Origin of the sequence: Rhodococcus sp. HM1 (assembly GCF_023218075.1) — a bacterium.
GTDB lineage: Bacteria > Actinomycetota > Actinomycetes > Mycobacteriales > Mycobacteriaceae > Rhodococcus.
Window position 1 is genome coordinate 21,239 of record NZ_JALPTB010000061.1, and the last position, 18,813, is coordinate 40,051.

Genomic DNA, 18,813 nt, shown 5'->3' on the forward strand with positions numbered 1-18,813 from the left:
GTCAGGTGCCTTTCGGTTCGAAATCGATCTTCTCGCGGACTCCGCAGTCGGGGCAGCACCAGTCGTCGGGTACCGCCGACCACGCGGTGCCGGCCGGGAATCCCTCGCGCGGTGCGCCGGTGGCCTCGTCGTAGACGTAGTTGCACACCGGGCATTCGTACGCGGCCATCAGCAGGTCTGCCCGTATCGGGCGAGGATCTTCTCGCGCTTGCTCGGCTGGATGTTCACGCGGGACAGGTCGCCGTCGTAGTGGTCGAGGACCCGATGGTCCATCACCTTGCGCCACAAGGGCGGAAAGTAGGTCAGGCCGACCATGCTCGCGTAGCCGCTCGGCAGGTTCGGGGCGCCGTCCATGCTGCGCAGCGTCTGGTAGCGGCGGGTCGGGTTGGCGTGGTGATCGCTGTGACGCTGCAGGTGGTACAGGAAGATGTTGGTCACGATGTGATCGGAGTTCCAGCTGTGTTCGGGCGTGCACCGTTCGTAGCGGCCGGATTCGGTGCGGCGGCGGAGCAGTCCGTAGTGCTCGAGGTAGTTCACCGATTCGAGCAGGGAGAATCCGTACACGGCCTGGATGATCAGGTACGGCAGCACCACCGGCCCGAACACGACGGCCAGCACGGTGAACAGCGCCACCGACAGCAGCCACGCGGACAGGACGTCGTTGCGGAAGGTCCACGGGCCCTTGCCGAGTCGCTCCAGCCGCGCCTTCTCGAGATGCCACGACGACTTCAGTCCACCCCACACGCTGCGCGGCAGGAACGACCAGAACGACTCGCCGAAACGGGCGCTCGCCGGATCCTCGGGTGTCGACACCCGGACGTGGTGGCCGCGGTTGTGCTCGATGTAGAAGTGGCCGTAGAAGGTCTGCGCCAGGGCGATTCTCGACAGCCGGCGTTCGAGCCGCTCCTTCTTGTGGCCGAGTTCGTGGGCGGTGTTGATGCCGACGCCGCCCATCACGCCGATGCTGATCGCCAGCCCGATCTTCGACACTAGGCCGAGTCCGCCGTCGAGTCCGAGCCATCCGAGGTCCTGCGCCGACCACAGGTAGCACGCGAAGACGAGGCTGAGGATCTGGAACGGGATGTAGGCGTAGGTGCAGTACCGGTAGTAGCGGTCCGCGGCGAGACGTTCCATCACCTCGTCGGGCGGGTTCTGGCCGTCCGGGCCGAAGAATCGGTCCAGGATCGGCAGGATCACGTAGACCAGCAGTGGGCCGATCCACCACCACACGGGAGCCACGGCGCTCCAGCCGAGTTGTCCGAACGCCCACACGAGGGCGGTCGCGACGAAGATCGCGGTGGGCGGGACCAGTCCGAGCAGCCACAGATATCGCTTGCGGTCGCGCCACTGCTGCGCAGGTGTCGGCTGCGGCCGGTCGATGTCGCGTGTCGTCACCGTCTTCTCCTCCGTATGACGTGGATCACCCTGTGGTGGACGTTACGCGCGACACCATCCACTGTCTAGACATATGGAGCGATTTGTAAATCTTCACCGATCGCGCACACGAAAACGTCAGCCGCCCACGTTTCGGACGTGGGCGGCTGACGTTTTCGTCTGCGGTTGTGTGCCTGACCGGACCGATCAGTTGCGGTACTCGGGATGCTCGGAGACGAACTTCGCGACGTAGGAGCACGAGGTCCCGATCTTCAGACCCTCGGCGCGGGTCGCGTCCAGCGCCTGGCGGACGACGTCACCGGCGACGCCCTGACCGCGGAACTCCGGCTCGGTGACCGTGTGGTCGAAGTCGCGCACGTCGCCGACCTGCGTGTAGTCGGCGTAGCCGGCGAGCGCGTCACCGATGTAGAGAGCGAATCGCGACTGCTCGGGAAGATGCTCGACGCGACGATTGTCGTTGTTCTGGCTCATGGATTCACCCTACCGACCGGGCATCCTTCGCGACCGCGAGGACAGCGGGGGAGGTGCGCCCCGGCCACGTGCCGGTGAGCACCCCGCCCGGCCGCGACGGCTCGATCTGCTCGTCGAGCACGCGCAGCACCTCGACCTCGACGTCGCCCGCCGACACCGTGGTCGTCGTCGAGTCGCTCGTGTGGGTGATCCGGCCGAGAGCCGGTACCGGTGCCTCGGGGGATCCGCTGCCGGCCACCTGCACCGGGGCGTCGATGGTCGCGCCGGTCGTGGCATCGAAGAGTTCGGCCGCGCCGCCGCCGGTCGCGATCGTGGTGACCAGCGTGGCGACGTACACCGGGTCGGCGCACGCGTCGTACACCCAGCGGGTCCCGAGCACGGTGTGCTCCATCGTGCCGACCAGCGCGTCCTCGGCGCCGTCGAGCGGGGCGGCGCGATAGGTCAACGGGACCTGCAGGATTCGCCCGTCCCCGGTGCGCAGCAGATGGGTTTCGACGCCGACCTCGCCGTCGGGGTCGTCGAAGCGGAACCCGCCGATCCGGTCGAGGCCGGTCGCGCCGGCGGCCCACGGCTGCGATGGCACCCATGCCGCGAGGACCTCGGCCTTCGTCGGCGACAACCGGGCGTTCTGATGGATGATTGCCATGGTCGAGACGATACGTGCGGTCACGCCGGCGGCGGCGGTGCCACCGGCTTCGGCAGCTTCGCGGCGTCGAGGTCGGTGCGCAGCAGCATCACGTTGTAGTCCGACCACGTGCTGGCCAGGTAGTACAGGTCCTTGCCCGACGACCACGGGTGGATGAACGCGCCGTACACGCTCGGCACGTCCCGGCTGCTCACCAGCACCTTCGGTTCGCTCCAGCCGGATTCGAGCGTTGCGGAGGTCCGCGCGACGATCGAGTTCGTCGCATCGGTGTATAGCGCCACGAACCCGCCGAGATGCTCGTTGTAGGCGACGGACAGTTCGCTGACCGGCCCGGGGATCACGACGCCCGCGGCCTTCGGGTCGGTCGGCACCCAGGCTCCGATGCCGTCCCAGTACTCGTAGGCGAGCGGGTCGAGCAGCGATTCCGGCCGCACCCGAGCCAGGTGGGCGGCGCCGTTGCGCCCCGACGGGGTGCCGAACTTGTAGATCCAGCCGTCGTGTTCGACGAACGCGCCCATCTGGAAGTTGGCGTTGCCGCTGACGGATTCGTTCAGACGTGCCGTGAGGGGGTGGACCGTCCAGGTCTCCCCGTTGTCCGTCGACGAGGCGAGCGCGGAGAAGTTCGTGTGCCACTCGCCGGGGGCACCCCAGCTGCGTACCGACATGAAATCGAGGTACTGGACCCCGCCGACGGCGATGCCGGCGGTGGGGATCGTGGTGATCTCGACGCCGTTGACCTTGCGGCTCTCGATCAGTTCGCGGGCGTGGTTCGGGCGATCCAGGGGAGCGCTGTCGATGCTCATGCCGTCGGACAGGTTCCGGTCGGTGCTGCGGAACAGGACGTTGCTGCGCCAATCGCCGACGAGTCCGCAGAACGGATTGCGATTGAACCCGAACGTGTCTCCGAAAGCCGCGAGGACCTGACCCTCGCCGTTGTCCCACATGATGCCGAGATCGGTGCCGAGTACGCCGAACCGGGGCACGGTGTCGTTGTCACCCATCAGTCCGGTCATGTGCGCGACCGCGGTCGTGGTGCCCTTCAGCTGGGGGAGGCGGCCGTCCTGCCCGTTGAGCCAGGGGATCGGGGTGACGCCGGGCTCGGAGCTGCCGGGCAGCGCGCTGCCGGTGCCGGGCAGTCTGCTCCCGGTGCCGGGCAGTGCACTGCCGGTCCCCGGCGCCGAGCTGCCGGTACCGCTGCCCGGTGGGCACGCGGCGTATGCGGTTCCGGTCCCGCCGAGCACGAGAACGCAGGTCGCGGCGAGGGTCACGGGCAGGGCGAGAGCCAGACGATGTCGCAGGGACGAGCGCATGGGACCTCCGGAGTGATGCCGCACAGTCGACGCCGTGCCAACGTAACAGCAGTCACATCAGTCACACATGTCACTTAGGTAACGACACGGTCGCGGGATTGCCCTCAAGGACGCGCTGTCGCCGGGGGATGAGTGGACCGCACCGCGTCGACGAACCGACGCTTCTCCGTGACGTACCGGTCCCGGAACCCGTCCTGATCGTCGATGCCGTCGCTCGACGCCGCGGTGAGGAACGCGAACGCCGACTCCGCCGCGGCGAGCACCGGATCCGGTGCCGTCAGCCGCATCTCGTTCACGATCGCGTCGAGATCGACGATGCCGCGTGCGATCGCCCGCAGACGCGGGTCCTCCGACTGCAGCGCCTCGTCGAGTTCGACATCGGCCAGCTCGGAGCGGTCGAGCTCGAAGAGATGATTGTGGACGTTGTCGGCGACCTGGAGAAACCGCACGTGCAGGGCACGATCGGTCGCGCGCAGCACCGGCGCGGGTGCCGGTTGCCGGGTCGCCTTCCGGCCACCGCGCGCGGCGACCACCCCGAGTACCACTCCGACGACGAGAGCGACCGGTGCCGCCCACCAGGGCGCAGTACCGGCGCTGAACAGATCCGACAGCGACTCCATCGTCGGATGTTAGCAGTGAGAAGTATCCGTTCCGTCCGATGTGTCCACAACGATCGTGTCGTCGTCGGTCAGAGCCCGGAACGCGATGCCGTTGCGCTTCAGGAGATCCACGGCGCGGCGGCTGCCGCCGTTGTCCAGCGGCGACCCGCCGACATGCGGCACGATCGCGAAATCCACCAGACCGAGGCCGTCCCACTGCGGGGCGATCCCGCACGTCGGCTCGACCTCGCCCGGGTCGTCGGAGAACTCGACGCCGCGCAGCGTCGGCGTCACCACGCACGCCCCGGCGCTGTACCCGGCGTACGCGAGCGCCCCGGACCGGACGAGGTCGGTGAGCACCGTGTCGCCGCCGGAGCGCGCGAGCTGGGCCCGCAACACGAACGTGTTGCCGCCGCGCACCCACACCACCCGGAACTCGGACAGCCTGGCGCGCAACGACTCCGGTGCGCCGACGTGGTCGCGCAGATCCACCTCGACCGGATCGAATCCGAGTTCCCGCAGCGGACCGAACTCGCTGTTCAGCGACGACTGCCGGGCCTGCGCGGGCCAGGAATCGGCGGCATTCGCGATCACCGCGAGCGGCCCGGGCGGACCGGTCACCCGCAGCAGCGCCGCCGGGTCGGCGCCGAAACGGTACGACGAGAGGAACAGGCGCATCGGGGAACGGTCAGATGGTGAACGCCAGATTGTCGACGATGCGCCGCCCGACCGTGGTGTCCCCGCCGAGGGTGATCTCGTCGAGGTGGTCGAACGCGCGGACACGTCCGCCGGCGAGCCGCGCGAACAGTCCCGAATCGAGGGTGATCGTGCTGGTCGCCTCGCCCGACAGCGCGGGAACGAGCGCGGCCCGTCCGTGGACCTCCACGTGCAGGGTGCGGGCGAGCGGGCCGGTCAGCTCGAACGTGATGCGGGAGCCGTCCGGGGCCTTGCCGAGCTTGCCGACGACATACGCCAGCGACCCGACGATCTCGGCGAACGCCAGCTCGGCGCGCGGACCGCCCTCGTCGCCGGGGATCCCGAGCGCGTCCCTGATGTCGAGTTCGTGCATCCAGCAATCGAATACGCGGATGCGCATGAAGCGCCCGTAGGTCGCCGGACCGGCCGGCGTCTGCGCGGGTGTGTCGAACCATTCCTGTGTCATCTTCGAGAGCTGGTCGCGCCGGCGCGCGACGATCTGCCGGTACCGCTCGAGGATGGCCGTGCCCGGTGTGCCGCGCATCGACTCCACCCACCGTTCGTTGAGCGCGCCGATCTCGTTGTGCACGTGACCGAGCGCGTGCACGTCGATGTCGACGTGCGGGGTCTCTTCACCCGCGAGGAGCGATTCGGTGCCGATCAGGTGCGCCACGATGTCCTTGACGGTCCAGCCCGGCAGCGTCGACGGGGTGAACCAGGTGTCCGTGTCGAGGTCGGCGATCAGATCGTCGATGACCGCGAACTGCTCGAACAGCAGCGAACGGATCTTCTCCACGGGAAATTCGGGGGTTTCGGGAGTCTGGTCGGTGCTCAACGGGGATCCTCTGCTTCCAATCGGTCCAGTCCGGCGCGGATCAGGGCTGCGATCGCGTCCGGGTCGTCGGGGCGGCGCCGGAGGAGCCCGGCCGCCAGGCGTACCTTGTCGCCGTTCCAGCGCGGCAACACGTGCAGGTGGGCGTGATCGACGGTCTGGAACGCGGCCCGGCCGTCGTTGAGCACCAGGTGGGCGCCGTCGGGTGTGAGGTCCGAGCGGGCCAGTGCCCGCGCCAGGCGCTGTCCGACGCGGAACATCGCCGCGCCGTCGTCCGGCGCGAGTTCCTCGAGCCGGGCCGCGTGGGCCCGGGGCACCACGAGGACGTGACCGCGCGAGATCGGCCGGATGTCGAGGAACGCGACGACCGTCTCGTCCTCGAACACCCGCCGCGCCGGTGCGGTACCGGCCACGATGTCGCAGAACACGCAGGCTCCCACGGTCGTCACTGTAACGCCGCCACCAGTGCGGGCAATCCGATCGCCGCGGTCGTGCGCCACACGTGGTCGACGCGGTCCGAGAGTTCCGTCGGCTCGGGCCCGATCTCGACGACCGGCACGCCGCGATCGCGGGCCAGCGCGGGCAACCCGGCGGCGGGGTACACCATCCCGGAGGTGCCGACGACGAGCAGCAGGTCGGCATCGGCGACGACCTCGGTCGCCGCGTCCCACGGTGCGCGGGGCAGCAGTTCGCCGAACCACACGACACCCGGACGGACCCGGCCCCCGCACCGGCTGCACGTCGGCGGCGTCAGCCGGGCCACCGGCTCGGCCGGCGGATCCGGAAGCTCGGCGGCGGCCTCGCAGTCGGCGCACCGCGGCGCGAACAGGCTGCCGTGCAGGTGCGCGCTGACGACACTGCCGGCGCGTTCGTGCAGATCGTCGACGTTCTGGGTGACGATGTGGACGTCCGTGTCGCGGGCCCAGTCGGCCAGCGCGAGATGGCCGGCGTTCGGTTCGACCTTCCGGACCAGCGCCACGCGCCACTGGTACCACGCCCACACCGTCTCCGCGTCGGCGTGCCACGCCTCGGGGGTCGCGAGGGCGGCGGCGTCGAACCGGGACCACAGGCCGGTCTGCGCGTCCCGGAAGGTCGGGACGCCGCTCTCGGCGGACATGCCGGCGCCGGTCAGGACGGCGACGCGGCGCGCGGCGCGGGCCAGGCCGAGAATCTCGGAGGGAACGCTCATTGCGGTGACGGTAGGGGATCGGTGTGCCCGGTGTCGCGCGGGTGACCGCAGCGTGGGCACTGCCCGGCCGTGCTCTCGAGGACGTGGTCGTCGAGGAACAGCCCACACTCCGGGCACACCCGATCGAGCCAGCACACCGGGTCCCCGCCGAGGTCGGGGTCGCGGGCCGTCACCGGGCCTCCCGCAGATGCTCGGCGAGGATCACGGCGCCGCTGTGGTCGAGATCGCGGGTCGCGGTGAGCAACACCAGGGGGCGTCCGTCGGCGAGGCGATCCAGCCGGGCGACGGCTTCGCGTCCGGCCTCCGTGGTCAGCTCGTGGAGGTAACGGGTGCGGAACTCCGAGAACAACGCGGCGTCGTGCGAGTACCACTTGCGCAGCTCTGCGGAGGGCGCGAGGTCCTTCGCCCAGTCGTCGTAGTGGAACGCGTCCTTGCGGAGCCCCCTCGGCCACAGACGGTCCACCAGGACACGGAACGCGTCCTCGTCTGCGGGGTGGTCGTAGACGCGTTCGACGTCGACTGTGCGACGTTCCATCGGCTCCTCCTCGGGCTTTGCATTCACCAGCGGTACGCTCGTACTGTGAAGTGAGCTGCATCACAATTCTCGCACTGCATCCTTGTTCGGACTCGATTCAGACAAAAGCAAGCGGTTGCAGTGTCGTCGCCACCACGGTAGGTCTGCTTTAGCTCATCAGGCCGGCGTGTACTGCCGTGGCCTCGATGTACGCAGCCCGCCGCTCTCGCGGTGAGGCCCTCATTCGAAGCAGGAGTCAGGGGAAGTTGGATACCGAAGGATTGAGCACGGGAAGAGAGGCACAGCGTCGTCCGACCGTCGGCGTCGTTCGCGAAACGAACGACGGTGAGCGTCGCGTCGCGCTGGTCCCGAAGATTGTTCCGTCTCTGATCGGCAAGGGTCTCGACGTCGTCGTCGAGGCCGGTGCCGGCGAGGCGGCACTGATTCCCGACGAGCTGTACGTCGAGGCCGGTGCCACGATCGGTGACGCCTGGACCGCGGACGTCGTGGTGAAGGTCGCGCCTCCGTCGGATGCGGAGGTCGCGCGGCTGCACTCGGGCCAGACCCTGATCGGGTTCCTGGCGCCGCGCAATGCGGAAAACCAGATCGGCGCGCTCGCTGCGGCCGGAGTGCAGGCGTTCGCCGTCGAGGCGATCCCGCGCATCTCGCGTGCCCAGGTGATGGACGCGCTGTCGTCGCAGGCGAACGTGTCCGGCTACAAGGCGGTGCTGGTCGCTGCGTCGGAGGCCACGCGCTACTTCCCGATGCTCACCACGGCCGCGGGCACCGTCAAGCCCGCGACCGTGCTGGTGCTCGGCGTCGGTGTCGCGGGTCTGCAGGCGCTGGCCACCGCCAAGCGTCTCGGTGGTCGCACCACCGGATACGACGTGCGCCCGGAGGTCGCCGATCAGGTGCGTTCGGTCGGTGCGCAGTGGCTCGATCTGGGGATCGACGCGGCCGGTGAGGGCGGCTACGCCCGCGAACTCACCGACGCCGAGCGCGCCCAGCAGCAGCAGGCTCTCGAGGAGGCCATCAAGGGCTTCGACGTGGTCATCACGACCGCGCTGGTGCCGGGCCGTCCGGCGCCGCGTCTGGTCACCGCTGCCGCGGTGAACGGCATGAAGCCCGGCTCGGTCGTGGTCGACCTCGCCGGCGAGACCGGCGGCAACTGCGAGCTGACCGAACCCGGACAGACCGTCGTCAAGCACGGCGTGACGATCTGCTCGCCGCTGAACCTGCCCGCGACGATGCCCGAGCACGCATCCGAGCTCTACTCGAAGAACGTCGCCGCCCTGCTCGAGCTGATGCTCGACGACAACGGCGCGCTGGCACCGGACTTCTCCGACGAGATCCTCGACGGCGCGTGCGTGACCCGCTCGAAGGAGAACGCGTAGATGTACACCGAACTGCTCGCGAACATCGCCATTCTGGTCCTTGCCGGATTCGTCGGGTTCGCCGTTATCTCCAAGGTCCCGAACACGCTGCACACGCCGCTGATGTCGGGCACCAACGCCATCCACGGCATCGTGGTGCTCGGTGCGCTCGTGGTGCTCGGGCACCTGCCCGGGGACGCCCCGTGGAGCATCAAGATCATCCTGTTCGTCGCGCTGGTGTTCGGCACCCTGAACGTGGTCGGCGGCTTCGTCGTCACCGACCGCATGCTCGCGATGTTCAAGCCCAAAAAGGACGTTGTGAAGGCGTCGGCGGAGTCGAAGGGAGCTGACGCCCGATGAGTTACCTGGTGACCATCCTGTACATCGTCGCGTTCGCGATGTTCATCTACGGTCTGATGGGCCTGACCGGCCCGAAGACCGCGGTCCGCGGCAACTACATCGCCGCGGCCGGCATGGCGATCGCCGTGATCGCGGTGCTCATCGACATCCGTGACACCGAGAACTGGGGTCTGATCGTCGGCGGCCTGGCCGTGGGTGTGATCCTGGGTGTGCCGCCGGCACTGAAGACCAAGATGACCGCGATGCCGCAGCTGGTCGCGCTGTTCAACGGCGTCGGTGGTGGCACCGTCGCGCTGATCGCGTGGGCCGAGTTCCTCGACTCGAACGGCTTCACGACCGTCGACGACGTGCCGTCGGTGCCGTTCATCGTCGGCTCGCTGTTCGCCGCGATCATCGGCTCGGTCTCGTTCTGGGGTTCGCTGGTGGCGTTCTCCAAGCTGCAGGAACTGCTGAACAAGAACTTCGAGAAGAAGGTCGTCGCGTCGGCGAAGCTGTTCCAGCTCGCCAACATCGTCCTGGCGATCGCCGCGATCGCGATCGCGATCTACATCGGTCTGCATGCTGACCCGGCCAACGCGCCGACCCCGGCCATCTGGATCGTCGCGCTGCTCGTCGTGGCCGGCCTGATGGGCCTGTTCGTGGTGCTCCCGATCGGCGGCGCCGACATGCCCGTCGTCATCTCGCTGCTCAACGCCCTGACCGGTCTGTCCGCAGCCGCCGCGGGTCTCGCGCTGAACAACCAGGCGATGATCGTCGCCGGCATGATCGTCGGCGCGTCCGGTTCGATCCTGACCAACCTCATGGCCAAGGCCATGAACCGCTCGATCCCGGCGATCGTGTTCGGTTCCTTCGGCGGCGACGGCGGATCCGGCGGCGTGGTCTCCGCGTCCGGCGGCACCGTCAAGGCGACCTCCGCGGCGGATGCGGCGATCCAGATGGCCTACGCCAACCAGGTCATCGTGGTGCCCGGCTACGGTCTGGCCGTGGCGCAGGCGCAGCACGCCGTCAAGGAGATGGCCGAGCTGCTCGAGCAGCGTGGCGTCGAGGTCAAGTACGCCATCCACCCGGTCGCCGGTCGCATGCCGGGCCACATGAACGTGCTGCTCGCCGAGGCCGACGTCGCGTACGACGCGATGAAGGAGATGGACGACATCAACGGTGAGTTCTCGCGCACCGACGTCACCATCGTCATCGGCGCCAACGACGTCACCAACCCGGCCGCGCGTCTGGATTCGTCGAGCCCGATCTACGGCATGCCGATCCTGAACGTCGACCAGTCCAAGTCGGTCATCGTGCTCAAGCGGTCCATGTCCTCCGGCTACGCCGGCATCGACAACCCGCTGTTCACCGCCGACCAGACGTCGATGCTCTTCGGCGACGCGAAGAAGATGGTCGGCGAGGTCACCGAGGAACTCAAGGTCCTCTGACCCGCATCCACTTTCAGGGGCGCCCGCGCACATCTGCTGCGCGGGCGCCCTCGCGCACGTTCGGGGCCAGTGCCGACGCGGCCAGCACGCACGCCAGCGGCACCGCCATCGCCGCCGTCAGCGACGTCGCCTCCGACAACCAGCCGATGCACGCCGGGCCTGCCAGGAAGCCGAGGTAGCCCATCCCGACGACCCGCGACATGTTCGCGCCCGGCGCGCCGGTCGTCATGTTCCCCGCGGCCGTGAACAACTGCGGAACCGCCCCGGAGAGACCGGCGCCGAACAACCCCCAGCCCGCCAGGGTGAGCGGCAGCCACGGCGACGCGATCACCGCGCCCACCCCGACGGCGGCGACCAGCATGCCGTACCGCACCAGCGCTACCGGACCGATCCGCGCAGTGATCCGATCCGCGGTGAAGCGACCGATCGTCATCGTCGCCGAGAACACCCCGAATGCGAGTGCCGCCACCGAATCCGGGCTGCCCAGACGCTCCTTGACCTGCAGGGCACTCCAGTCGTTGGCGACGCCCTCGCACAGCATCAGCATGAACGCGAGCCCGCCGAGCAGCAGTACCCGCCGCGAATACCCGCCGCGCGGAGCCGCATCGACGTGGTGGGGATGCGGCGGCACCCGCACCAACTGCCCGGACGCGACCGCGACCACCACCAGCCCCATCGCACCCGTGACGGCCAGCGACATCGCCGGAGCCCAGCCGGCGGCGAGCGTCGCCGCCCCGACCAGTGCCCCGGCCACACCGCCGACGGAGAACAGCCCGTGGAAGGCCGCCATGATCGGCCGCCGGTAACGCTGTTCGACGACGACCGCCTGCGAATTCATCGACACGTCCAGGGCGCCGTTCGCGAACCCGAACAGCACCAGTGCGACGGCGAGCTGCCAGCCCTGCGACGCCAGACCCGGACCGGCCACCGTGACCGCCAGGGCACTCGCGGCGATCGTGGTGGTGCGGTCGCTGCCGAACCGGTCGGCGAGCCGTCCGGTCGCCTGCATGCCGACGATCGCGCCGACCGCGAGCATGAGCAGCAGTGTTCCCAGGGTCGCGTTGCCGATCCCCGCGCGCTGCTGCACCGCCGGAATGTGCACGACCCACATCGCGAGCAGGAACCCGTTGAGTCCGAAGACGGCGAAGACGGCGGCTCGCGCACGCCGATAGGCGGGATCGGTCACGAAACCCGACGCTACCGCCGCCCGGGACGGTCCTCACCCGCGCAGGTCAGCGTGCGAGCAGCGCGGGCACCGGGTCGCCGAGGAATCCGCCGATCGCCGCGAGCGCCCGCCCCGCCTGCTCGCCGTCGACGAGCCGATGATCGAACGACAACGACAGCGTGACCACCCGGCGCACCGCGAGCGCGTCGTCGACCACCCACGGACGCGGCGCGATCGCCCCGACGGCGAGGATCGCCGCCTCACCCGGCACGAGGATCGGGCTGCCGCCGTCCACGCCGAACACCCCGACGTTCGTGATCGAGATCGTGCCGCCCGTCAGGTCGGTGGGGGTTGCGCGCCCGGCGCGCGCGGTCGCGGTGACGGTGGCGATCGCGCCGGCCAGGTCGGGCAGCGACAGGGCGTGCGCGTTCCGGATCACCGGGACCATCAGCCCCTCGTCGGTGGCGGTCGCGATGCCCAGGTTCACGTAGGTGCGCGTCGCGATCTCACCGGCGTCCTGATCCCACGTCGCGTTGAGGATCGGCTGGTCCGCGACCGCGCGCAGCAACGCCGCCGCCACGATCGTCAGGGCGGTCGGATGCCGGTCCGCGAACGACGGATGCGTGCGCAGCCGCTCGACCAGCTCGACGGTCGCGGTGACGTCGCACGTAAGGAACACCGTCGCGTGCGGCGCGGTGAATGCACTGCGGGTCACGGCCTCGGCGGTGCGTTTGCGCACCCCCGTGATCGGCACCCGCGTCTCCTCGCCGGGTTCGGTGCGGGCGGCCCGGTCCGCGGCGCGCCGCACGTCAGAGCGGGTGACGACCCCGCCGGTGCCGGTTCCGGTCACGGTGGCCAGGTCGATGCCGAGGCGTTTGGCCTCGCGTCGCGCCGACGGCTTCGCGTCCGGGCGGGGTGGCTCGGCGTGCAGGTGCGGTGCGCTGTGCCCGTTTCCCGAGGGTCCGGGCGGCGTCGGTCCGGCCTGCGCGAGGGTCCGGGCGGCCCGTTTGCTCACCGGTGGGCGGCCGGGACCGTAGCCGACGAGCACCGGGGTCTGCGATTCGGCACCGGCGTCGTGGGGACCCTCACTCGGCACCGCGATCCGGATGATCGGTGTCCCGACCGGCACCGTCGTTCCGGGTTCGGCGAGCAGTTCCGCCACCGTCCCCGCGAACGGCGACGGCAACTCCACCACTGCCTTCGCCGTTTCCACCTCCGCGACGACCTGGTTGAGCTCGACGCGATCGCCGACGGCCACCGTCCAGGACACGAGGTCGGCCTCGGTCAGGCCCTCACCGAGATCCGGCATCCGGAATTCCTTGACGGACTGGTTCATTCGGCGTGTCCCTTCAGGCGGTGTGTCCCCTCAGGCGGCGAGGCTGCGGTCGACGGCATCGAGGATGCGGTCGGGGTCCGGCAGGTGGTACGCCTCGAGTTTCGCGGGCGGATACGGGATGTCGAATCCGCCGACTCGCAGCACCGGCGCCTCCAGCTGATAGAAGCACCGTTCGGAGATCTGTGCGGCGATTTCGGCGCCGAGCCCGCAATTCACCGGGGCCTCCTGCGCGACCACGAGCCGGCCGGTGCGGCGCACCGACGCCTCGACGGTGTCGACGTCGAGCGGCGACAGCGATCGCAGATCGATCACCTCGATCGAATGTCCTTCGTCCGCAGCGATCTCCGCGGCCTGCAGGGCCGTCGTCAGCATCGCGCCGAACGTCACGAGCGTGATATCGGTGCCCGGCCGGGTGACGCGCGCCCGGTCCAGCGGCAGTTCCGGCGGGGTGTCGAGGTCGACCTCGCCGCGATCCCAGTACCGGTGCTTCGGCTCGAGGAAGATCACCGGATCGTCCAGGGCCACCGCCTGCTGGATCATCCAGTAGGCGTCCGACGGAGTGCCGGGGCTCACCACCCGCAGGCCCGCGGTGTGCGTGAAATACACCTCGGGGGACTCGGAATGGTGCTCGACGGCGCCGATCCCGCCGCCATACGGAATGCGGATCGTCAACGGCGCGGTGACCGTACCCGCGGTGCGGTAGTGGATCTTCGCGACCTGCGAGACGATCTGGTCGAAGGCCGGGTAGACGAACCCGTCGAACTGGATCTCGCACACCGGCCGGTATCCGCGCAGCGCCATGCCGAAAGCCGTTCCCACGATGCCGGATTCGGCGAGGGGAGTGTCGAAGACCCGGTCGGTGCCGAAGTCCTTCTGCAACGTGTCGGTGACGCGGAAGACGCCGCCGAGCCGGCCGACGTCCTCGCCCATGATCACGACCTTGCGGTCGTGTTCGAGCGCGCGCCGCAACCCGGCATTGAGGGCGGCGCCGAGAGCCATCGTGGTGGTGGTCATGACCGTGCCTCCTCGTACTGTGCGGTGTCGAACCCGGCGAGGTATTCGCCGTAGCGGGCGCGTTGATCGGCGAGCATCCGGTGCTCGGTGGCGTAGACGTGATCGAACATCGAGAGCGGTTCGGGGTCGGGGGCGGTGAGCGTGCCCGTGCGCAGCCGGTCCGCGGCGGCGTCCGCGTCGGCCTGGACCGTGGCGAGATAGTCGTCGTCGGCGAGACCCTCGCGGTCGAGCAACAGCCGCACCCGGGTCAGCGGATCGCGTGCCCGCCATTCCTCCAGTTCGGCGGGGGTGCGGTAGCGGGTCGGGTCGTCGGACGTGGTGTGCGGACCCATGCGGTAGGTGAGGGCCTCGATGAACGTCGGTCCACCGCCTTCCCGGGCGCGGCGCGCGGCCTGCCGGGTGACGGCCAGGACGGCGAGGACGTCGTTGCCGTCGACCTGCACGGCGGGCATCCCGAAGCCGGCGGCCCGGTGGGCCAGTGCCACCGGGCTCTGCACGTGCACCGGGGCGCTGATCGCCCAGTGGTTGTTCTGGCAGAAGAACACCACCCCGGCACTCCAGCTCACCGCGAAGCCGAGGGCCTCGGAGATGTCGCCCTGGCTGGTGGCGCCGTCACCGAAGTAGGCGACGGTCGCGATCTCGGCACCGTCGAGACGGGCGCCCATCGCGTAGCCGGTCGCGTGCAGGCCCTGCGATCCGACGACGATCGCCGGGTTGGTGGTGTTGACGGTCGCCGGATCCCAGCCGGAATGCGAACAGCCCCGCCACATTCGCGTCATGTCCGCGGGATCGACGCCGCGGCACCAGGCCACGCCGTGCTCGCGGTAGCTGGTGAAGACATAGTCGTCGGGTTCGAGCGCGTGCGCGGATCCGACCTGCGCGGCCTCCTGGCCGAGCAGGGGAGCCCACAGGCCGAGTTCGCCCTGGCGTTGCAGGGCGACTGCCTCGGTGTCGATGCGCCGCACGACGACGAGGTCGCAGTAGAGGGTGCGCAGGCGTTCGGGGCCGACATCGGCGACGAGCGCGGAATACTCCGGGTTGTGAACCCGTCGGCCGTCCGGCTGGATCAGCTGGACCGGATAGGCAATCTTGTCGACCACCGTGACCACCTCGTTCGGGTCGGCCCGGGCGCCCTTGTGGGGCGATCGCCGGGCATACCTGTGTTGTACTTCACATCATCCACGTCGGGGACAGCTGCGCAATCGGTTCGGCCGCGACTGTGCAGAACGCACGGTTCGAGGGGGTCATGCGGTGTCATACTGCGGAATGTGACCAGTCTGGATGCGACCGACGCCCGGCTGCTGCTCGAGCTGGCCCGCACGCCGCGGGCGACGGGAGTGGAGTTGGCGGCACGGCTCGGGCTGTCGCGCAACACGGTTCAGGCGCGGCTCGCGCGCTGGGAGGCGGAGGGGGTGCTCGCGTCGTTCGAGCGACGCGTCGACCCGCGCGCGCTGGGTTATCCGCTCGCCGCCTACGTTGCGACGCGGGTCGACCAGCACCGGCTCGACAGTGTCGTCGCGGCGCTGGCGGAGATCCCGGAGGTCACCGAGGTGTACGGCATGGCGGGGCAGACGGACCTGTCGGTGAAGGTCGTCGCGACCGACGCGGACGACCTGTACCGGCTGGCCGGGCAGATCCTCGAGATCCCGGGTGTCGAGCGCACCAACATGGCGTTGGTGATGCGGGAGCTGGTGCCGCAGCGCACCGCCCCGCTGCTGCGGCGGCTGGCGCAGGGCTGACGTCCTGCGGCATCGGCCGATCCGGCCGGGTGCCCAGCGTCCGGAACGGCGAGTGGCCGGGCACCTCGCAGGTACCCGGCCACTCGTCCTGTCCGCGTCGGACGCGAGCTACGTCAGTGCCTCCACGATGCGGTCCACAACGTTGTTCGCGCTGTAGTAGTCCAGGCGGAAGCTGTCGTAGCCCAGCGCGTAGACCTTGCCCGACTGCACCGACGGGATTCCCGCGAGCAGCGCATCGGCCTTCATTCGCTCCTCGGCGGACGCGTCCGCGCTGATGATGAACGTGATGGCGCCGGGAAGGGCGCGAGACAGGTTCTCGACGCTTGCGGGCACGACGTCGGCGCGTCCGGCCATCGTCCCCTTGTCGGCGTTCGCGATGTCCTCGGGCAGCGGTGCCGTCACGATTCCGAGGCGTTCGGCGAGCTGGCCCTGCGCGGACACGGCGGTGAAGATCCGTGAGTCCTGCGGGGAGTTGTAGGTGAGGATGTTGGCCTCGCTGGACTCCGCGAGTGCGGGTGCGATCGCGGCGCGGGCCTCGTCGACCTTCGTGTCGAACTCGGCGATCAGTTCGGCGGCGCGGTCCTCGGCGCCGATGGCGTCGGCCAGCTGGGTGGTGATCTCCTGCCACGACTTGTCGGTGTAGTCGAAGACCAGGGTGGGAGCGATCCGGGACAGCACGGCGTAGCTGTCCTTCGTCGAGTCGGCACCGCTGGCGGAGACGACGATGAGATCGGGCGCTGCCGCGGTGATCCGCTCGACGTTGATCTCGCCCTGGTACAGCGTCTCGACGTCCCGCTCGGCGGCCACGTCGGCCCACTGCCGGAACAAGCCCTGCTCGTCGGTGGCCGAGTTGCCGACGGAGCTCGGGGGCTGGGCGCCGGTCCCGACGAGCGGTGCGTCGAGGGCGAGCAGGGAGCCGGTGAGCGTGACACTCGTCGAGACGATCCGCTCCGGCCGGGTGTCGAGCGTGACCGGGCCGTCGGCGGTCTCGACGGTGCGCGGCCATTCACCCGACTGTGCCGATGTCGGGGACGTCTCCGCGACGTCTTCGTCCGACGAGCACGCCACGGTGGCGGCGCCGATCGCAAGCGCGCCGAGCGCCACCGCGAACCGGGTGACGAGGCCTCGGCGACGAGGCATTCTCTGGGACAACGGAATCCTCCTGTAAGGCAACAGTGGTATGCGCTGTACCCTACTGTTAGGTGAGCGTTTCCTAAGTAGGGGGTCCTTGTGCTCGATGCGGAGCTGGTGGAGCGACGCCTGCGGGACGAGGGTTCCCCGCTGATCGCTCCGGGACCGCCGGGCACGGTGACCGCCACGTTCGTGTACCGGGTCCCCGCCGATTCCGGTATCCGCCACGTCTACCTCGACGCCAACGGGGTCACCGACCGGCACGACCCCGAGGCGCACGCGCTGAAACCGCTCGGGGACAGCGACCTCTGGGCCGTGTCCGTCCTGCTGCCCAAGGCATGGCGCGGCGGATACGGGTTCCTTCCGCGGACCGAACCCATCATGCGGCCGTCGGAGGGCGAGACCGAGTGGGAATGGTGGCGCGGTGTACTCGGTGATCTGGTGACCGACCCCTGCAATCGGCTGCCGAGTTTCTCGTTCATGGGTCAGCGATCCCGCTCCGAAGCGGTGATGCCCGGCGCGCCGGCCCAGCGCTGGTGGGCGCACTCGGCCGGGCCGGCGCGCGGCACCACGACCGAGGTGACGCGTGAACTCGCCGGTGTGCGTCGCCGGATATGGCTCTACGAGCGTCTACGTAAATCTGATACTTCCTGCCACTGGCGTGGCAGGCGGTGAAGATCCACGTTCCTCACGGCTACCCACCACACCATCGTGCGATGTTGCGGGCTCGACCGTGTCCCACACCGACGCTTCGGGTGCAGGACAACTCCTCGACTGTGTCACCCCCTTCGGGGGTGTCGCGGCGGGAACACTGCGGCGGACCCGGCGATGCCGAGGCCTGCGCGGGGTGGGACCGGTCTTGTCCCGACATTTCCGGACCGGAGCATGCACCGCGGTCCGGATCTCCACGCTCCCACTGCGGGTGCGGACCGCTCTGCTGCGCCCCACCAACGGCCGTGCGGCGAGGTTCACCGCCGCCACATGATCACGATTCCCACCCACCTTGCACACCTCGCACCATGCCGTGTGATAGCCACCGGGGCGGGTCAGCGGTTCGTTGCAGCCCGGACACCGTGCCGACGATCCCCGCGCGGGCACCGACACCACCACCACACCCTCCCGGGCCGCGGTGTGGGTCAGGGCGTCGGCGGCCCGACGGCGGGCGGACTGCGCCGCCCGATTGTTGTTGCACCGGCCGCGTCCCCGAGCCTCCAGGGTGGTCAGGTCCTCGACCGCGATGACCGTCGCCTCCGAGGCAGCGGCGTGGTCGACGATCTGGCGGGCGAAATGAAACGCCAGTTCCCGGTTGATCCTGGCGCGTTTCACGCCGATCGCGGTGCGATGGTCCTCGAGGACCTCGATCTTCGCCTCCAACTCCGCCCGCACCCGCGGCGGTGCGGTCTCGGCGAGCCGGCGCAGCCGGGCGGCCTTACGGTGCAGGAACTGGCCTTCCGTCTGGAGGCGGGCCAGTGTGATGCCGAGTCCGCGATCGTCGTAGGTGAAGCCCCGAAAATCCGACACCAACCCATCCGGGCGTTCCGCGACAATCGCCGCGGCGCCGAGGGTGGCCGGTGACCAATCCACCCCCACCGCGACCGTGCCCGCCGCGAGGTCAC

Annotated in this window: 23 protein-coding genes; 5 read left to right on the top strand and 18 right to left on the bottom strand. The window is 69.5% G+C overall.

Annotated features, from left to right (window positions below):
• Position 1 precedes the first annotated feature (1 nt).
• The 12 genes from M1M07_RS25095 to M1M07_RS25150 form a co-directional block, all read right to left on the bottom strand.
• Positions 2-169, bottom strand: a complete 168-nt coding sequence (locus tag M1M07_RS25095; protein WP_248675924.1) for a rubredoxin — start codon at positions 167-169, stop codon at positions 2-4.
• Positions 169-1,395 (bottom strand): alkane 1-monooxygenase, encoded by a 1,227-nt coding sequence (locus M1M07_RS25100; protein WP_248675925.1) that lies wholly within the window; start codon positions 1,393-1,395, stop codon positions 169-171. The genes M1M07_RS25095 and M1M07_RS25100 overlap by 1 nt, the downstream gene beginning before the upstream one ends.
• A 186-nt stretch (positions 1,396-1,581) precedes the next feature.
• On the bottom strand, positions 1,582-1,866 hold the full coding sequence (locus M1M07_RS25105) for a GNAT family N-acetyltransferase (protein WP_197250195.1): 285 nt from the start codon (positions 1,864-1,866) through the stop codon (positions 1,582-1,584).
• A 4-nt stretch (positions 1,867-1,870) separates the two neighbouring features.
• A complete protein-coding gene (locus M1M07_RS25110; RefSeq protein ID WP_248675926.1) occupies positions 1,871-2,512 on the bottom strand; it encodes a hypothetical protein in 642 nt (213 codons plus the stop codon).
• A 20-nt stretch (positions 2,513-2,532) separates the two neighbouring features.
• On the bottom strand, positions 2,533-3,822 hold the full coding sequence (locus M1M07_RS25115) for a DUF4185 domain-containing protein (RefSeq protein WP_248675927.1): 1,290 nt from the start codon (positions 3,820-3,822) through the stop codon (positions 2,533-2,535).
• A 104-nt stretch (positions 3,823-3,926) separates the two neighbouring features.
• Positions 3,927-4,442, bottom strand: a complete 516-nt coding sequence (locus tag M1M07_RS25120; RefSeq protein WP_197250198.1) for a hypothetical protein — start codon at positions 4,440-4,442, stop codon at positions 3,927-3,929.
• 9 nt (positions 4,443-4,451) lie between these two features.
• A complete protein-coding gene (locus M1M07_RS25125; RefSeq protein ID WP_197250199.1) occupies positions 4,452-5,099 on the bottom strand; it encodes a Type 1 glutamine amidotransferase-like domain-containing protein in 648 nt (215 codons plus the stop codon).
• Between the two features lie 10 nt (positions 5,100-5,109).
• The gene (locus M1M07_RS25130) at positions 5,110-5,952 is read right to left on the bottom strand and encodes a maleylpyruvate isomerase family mycothiol-dependent enzyme (protein ID WP_231609792.1); all 843 of its coding nucleotides are present in this window, start codon (positions 5,950-5,952) and stop codon (positions 5,110-5,112) included.
• A complete protein-coding gene (locus tag M1M07_RS25135; protein WP_248675928.1) occupies positions 5,949-6,389 on the bottom strand; it encodes an HIT domain-containing protein in 441 nt (146 codons plus the stop codon). The genes M1M07_RS25130 and M1M07_RS25135 overlap by 4 nt, the downstream gene beginning before the upstream one ends.
• 5 nt (positions 6,390-6,394) lie before the next feature.
• A complete protein-coding gene (locus M1M07_RS25140) occupies positions 6,395-7,138 on the bottom strand; it encodes an NAD-dependent deacylase (protein ID WP_231609793.1) in 744 nt (247 codons plus the stop codon).
• On the bottom strand, positions 7,135-7,311 hold the full coding sequence (locus M1M07_RS25145; RefSeq protein WP_197250201.1) for a hypothetical protein: 177 nt from the start codon (positions 7,309-7,311) through the stop codon (positions 7,135-7,137). The genes M1M07_RS25140 and M1M07_RS25145 overlap by 4 nt, the downstream gene beginning before the upstream one ends.
• On the bottom strand, positions 7,308-7,673 hold the full coding sequence (locus M1M07_RS25150) for a DUF488 domain-containing protein (RefSeq protein ID WP_197250202.1): 366 nt from the start codon (positions 7,671-7,673) through the stop codon (positions 7,308-7,310). The genes M1M07_RS25145 and M1M07_RS25150 overlap by 4 nt, the downstream gene beginning before the upstream one ends.
• A gap of 245 nt (positions 7,674-7,918) precedes the next feature.
• Between M1M07_RS25150 and M1M07_RS25155 the strand changes: the two genes are divergently transcribed.
• Genes M1M07_RS25155 through M1M07_RS25165 form a run of 3 tightly spaced genes read left to right on the top strand, consistent with a single transcriptional unit; the run spans position 7,919 to position 10,812 of the window.
• The gene (locus tag M1M07_RS25155) at positions 7,919-9,046 is read left to right on the top strand and encodes a Re/Si-specific NAD(P)(+) transhydrogenase subunit alpha (protein WP_197250203.1); all 1,128 of its coding nucleotides are present in this window, start codon (positions 7,919-7,921) and stop codon (positions 9,044-9,046) included.
• Positions 9,047-9,385 (top strand): NAD(P) transhydrogenase subunit alpha, encoded by a 339-nt coding sequence (locus M1M07_RS25160; protein WP_197250204.1) that lies wholly within the window; start codon positions 9,047-9,049, stop codon positions 9,383-9,385. It abuts the gene before it with no gap.
• Positions 9,382-10,812 (top strand): NAD(P)(+) transhydrogenase (Re/Si-specific) subunit beta, encoded by a 1,431-nt coding sequence (locus tag M1M07_RS25165; RefSeq protein ID WP_248675929.1) that lies wholly within the window; start codon positions 9,382-9,384, stop codon positions 10,810-10,812. The genes M1M07_RS25160 and M1M07_RS25165 overlap by 4 nt, the downstream gene beginning before the upstream one ends.
• Positions 10,813-10,825: 13 nt before the next feature.
• Here M1M07_RS25165 and M1M07_RS25170 read toward each other — a convergent pair whose 3' ends face one another.
• From M1M07_RS25170 to pdhA, 4 genes are read right to left on the bottom strand one after another with little or no spacing between them, the layout of a single operon-like run.
• The gene (locus tag M1M07_RS25170; RefSeq protein WP_308200849.1) at positions 10,826-11,998 is read right to left on the bottom strand and encodes an MFS transporter; all 1,173 of its coding nucleotides are present in this window, start codon (positions 11,996-11,998) and stop codon (positions 10,826-10,828) included.
• 46 nt (positions 11,999-12,044) lie between these two features.
• Positions 12,045-13,313, bottom strand: a complete 1,269-nt coding sequence (locus M1M07_RS25175; protein ID WP_248675930.1) for a dihydrolipoamide acetyltransferase family protein — start codon at positions 13,311-13,313, stop codon at positions 12,045-12,047.
• Between the two features lie 30 nt (positions 13,314-13,343).
• The gene (locus M1M07_RS25180) at positions 13,344-14,327 is read right to left on the bottom strand and encodes an alpha-ketoacid dehydrogenase subunit beta (protein ID WP_248675931.1); all 984 of its coding nucleotides are present in this window, start codon (positions 14,325-14,327) and stop codon (positions 13,344-13,346) included.
• Entirely contained in the window at positions 14,324-15,427 is a 1,104-nt protein-coding gene (gene pdhA / locus M1M07_RS25185) for a pyruvate dehydrogenase (acetyl-transferring) E1 component subunit alpha (protein WP_248675932.1), read from the bottom strand. Before pdhA ends, M1M07_RS25180 begins: the two co-directional genes overlap by 4 nt.
• Positions 15,428-15,595: 168 nt before the next feature.
• On the opposite strand from pdhA, the gene M1M07_RS25190 reads away from it, so the two are divergent.
• Positions 15,596-16,066, top strand: coding sequence for an Lrp/AsnC family transcriptional regulator (locus M1M07_RS25190; protein ID WP_248675933.1), 471 nt, complete (start codon positions 15,596-15,598; stop codon positions 16,064-16,066).
• A gap of 108 nt (positions 16,067-16,174) precedes the next feature.
• On the opposite strand, the gene fepB is transcribed toward M1M07_RS25190, so the two are convergent.
• Positions 16,175-17,218 carry a Fe2+-enterobactin ABC transporter substrate-binding protein gene (fepB, locus tag M1M07_RS25195; protein ID WP_248675934.1) on the bottom strand — a complete coding sequence of 348 codons (1,044 nt, stop codon included), beginning with the start codon at positions 17,216-17,218 and terminating at the stop codon, positions 16,175-16,177.
• Between the two features lie 78 nt (positions 17,219-17,296).
• Here fepB and M1M07_RS25200 point away from each other — a divergent pair, with 78 nt between their 5' ends.
• Positions 17,297-17,872, top strand: coding sequence for an enterochelin esterase domain-containing protein (locus tag M1M07_RS25200; RefSeq protein WP_248675935.1), 576 nt, complete (start codon positions 17,297-17,299; stop codon positions 17,870-17,872).
• Here M1M07_RS25200 and M1M07_RS25205 read toward each other — a convergent pair.
• A partial coding sequence (locus tag M1M07_RS25205; protein ID WP_248675936.1) for a zinc ribbon domain-containing protein occupies positions 17,828-18,813 on the bottom strand: 986 nt, incomplete at its 5' end. The genes M1M07_RS25200 and M1M07_RS25205 overlap by 45 nt on opposite strands.

Excerpts from the sequence above, each read along its gene's own strand:
- M1M07_RS25180 (WP_248675931.1), bottom strand. The coding sequence starts at position 14,327 with ATGACCACCACCACGATGGCTCTCGGCGCCGCCCTCAATGCCGGGTTG.
- M1M07_RS25150 (WP_197250202.1), bottom strand. The coding sequence starts at position 7,673 with ATGGAACGTCGCACAGTCGACGTCGAACGCGTCTACGACCACCCCGCA.
- M1M07_RS25165 (WP_248675929.1), top strand. The coding sequence starts at position 9,382 with ATGAGTTACCTGGTGACCATCCTGTACATCGTCGCGTTCGCGATGTTC.
- M1M07_RS25175 (WP_248675930.1), bottom strand. The coding sequence starts at position 13,313 with ATGAACCAGTCCGTCAAGGAATTCCGGATGCCGGATCTCGGTGAGGGC.
- M1M07_RS25110 (WP_248675926.1), bottom strand. The coding sequence starts at position 2,512 with ATGGCAATCATCCATCAGAACGCCCGGTTGTCGCCGACGAAGGCCGAG.
- M1M07_RS25160 (WP_197250204.1), top strand. The coding sequence starts at position 9,047 with ATGTACACCGAACTGCTCGCGAACATCGCCATTCTGGTCCTTGCCGGA.
- M1M07_RS25120 (WP_197250198.1), bottom strand. The coding sequence starts at position 4,442 with ATGGAGTCGCTGTCGGATCTGTTCAGCGCCGGTACTGCGCCCTGGTGG.
- M1M07_RS25095 (WP_248675924.1), bottom strand. The coding sequence starts at position 169 with ATGGCCGCGTACGAATGCCCGGTGTGCAACTACGTCTACGACGAGGCC.
- M1M07_RS25140 (WP_231609793.1), bottom strand. The coding sequence starts at position 7,138 with ATGAGCGTTCCCTCCGAGATTCTCGGCCTGGCCCGCGCCGCGCGCCGC.
- M1M07_RS25105 (WP_197250195.1), bottom strand. The coding sequence starts at position 1,866 with ATGAGCCAGAACAACGACAATCGTCGCGTCGAGCATCTTCCCGAGCAG.
- M1M07_RS25115 (WP_248675927.1), bottom strand. The coding sequence starts at position 3,822 with ATGCGCTCGTCCCTGCGACATCGTCTGGCTCTCGCCCTGCCCGTGACC.
- M1M07_RS25125 (WP_197250199.1), bottom strand. The coding sequence starts at position 5,099 with ATGCGCCTGTTCCTCTCGTCGTACCGTTTCGGCGCCGACCCGGCGGCG.